This window comes from Cellulosimicrobium cellulans (assembly GCF_007679345.1).
In the GTDB taxonomy this organism is placed as follows: domain Bacteria; phylum Actinomycetota; class Actinomycetes; order Actinomycetales; family Cellulomonadaceae; genus Cellulomonas; species Cellulomonas cellulans_A.
Genome location: NZ_VEGH01000032.1, coordinates 1 through 1,055, shown reverse-complemented (window position 1 = coordinate 1,055; position 1,055 = coordinate 1). Strand labels below are relative to the sequence as shown.

The 1,055-nt window shown below is 57.0% G+C and carries 1 rRNA gene; it reads left to right on the top strand.

Going from position 1 to position 1,055, the window contains the following annotated elements:
• Positions 1-1,055, top strand: a 23S ribosomal RNA gene (locus FS882_RS20690); the annotation flags it as partial.

The window sequence follows — 1,055 nt, the reverse complement described above, 5'->3', positions numbered from 1 at the left end:
TGGTTCTGCCGAACCAGCAGGGAGTCAGAAAGTCTCGTGATAGTCGAAGGGCATTGAAAGGCCCGGCACAGAGGGTGGTACCCCCGTAGACGAAATCACGTGGCCTCCCGAGGGGGATCCCAAGTAGCACGGGGCCCGAGAAATCCCGTGTGAATCTGGCAAGACCACTTGCTAAGCCTAAATACTACCTAGTGACCGATAGCGGACAAGTACCGTGAGGGAAAGGTGAAAAGTACCCCGGGAGGGGAGTGAAATAGTACCTGAAACCGTGTGCCTACAATCCGTCGGAGCCTCCCTAGCAGGGGTGACGGCGTGCCTTTTGAAGAATGAGCCTGCGAGTTAGTGGTACGTGGCGAGGTTAACCCGTGTGGGGAAGCCGTAGCGAAAGCGAGTCCGAATAGGGCGATCGTAGTCGCGTGCTCTAGACCCGAAGCGAAGTGATCTAGCCATGGGCAGGTTGAAGCGCGGGTAAGACCGCGTGGAGGACCGAACCCACCTGGGTTGAAAACCGGGGGGATGACCTGTGGTTAGGGGTGAAAGGCCAATCAAACTTCGTGATAGCTGGTTCTCCCCGAAATGCATTTAGGTGCAGCCTCGCGTGTTTCTTGCCGGAGGTAGAGCTACTGGATAGCCGATGGGCCCTACCAGGTTACTGACGTTAGCCAAACTCCGAATGCCGGTAAGTGAGAGCGCGGGAGTGAGACTGCGGGGGATAAGCTCCGTAGTCGAGAGGGAAACAGCCCAGACCACCAGCTAAGGCCCCTAAGCGTATGCTAAGTGGGAAAGGATGTGGAGTTGCACAGACAACCAGGAGGTTGGCTTAGAAGCAGCCACCCTTGAAAGAGTGCGTAATAGCTCACTGGTCAAGTGATTCCGCGCCGACAATGTAGCGGGGCTCAAGTATACCGCCGAAGCTGTGGCATTCACACATTGCGCTAAGCCTTCGTGGTTCAGGCGTGTGGATGGGTAGGGGAGCGTCGTGTGGCGGGTGAAGCTGCGGGGTGACCCAGTGGTGGACGCTACACGAGTGAGAATGCAGGCATGAGTAGCGAATG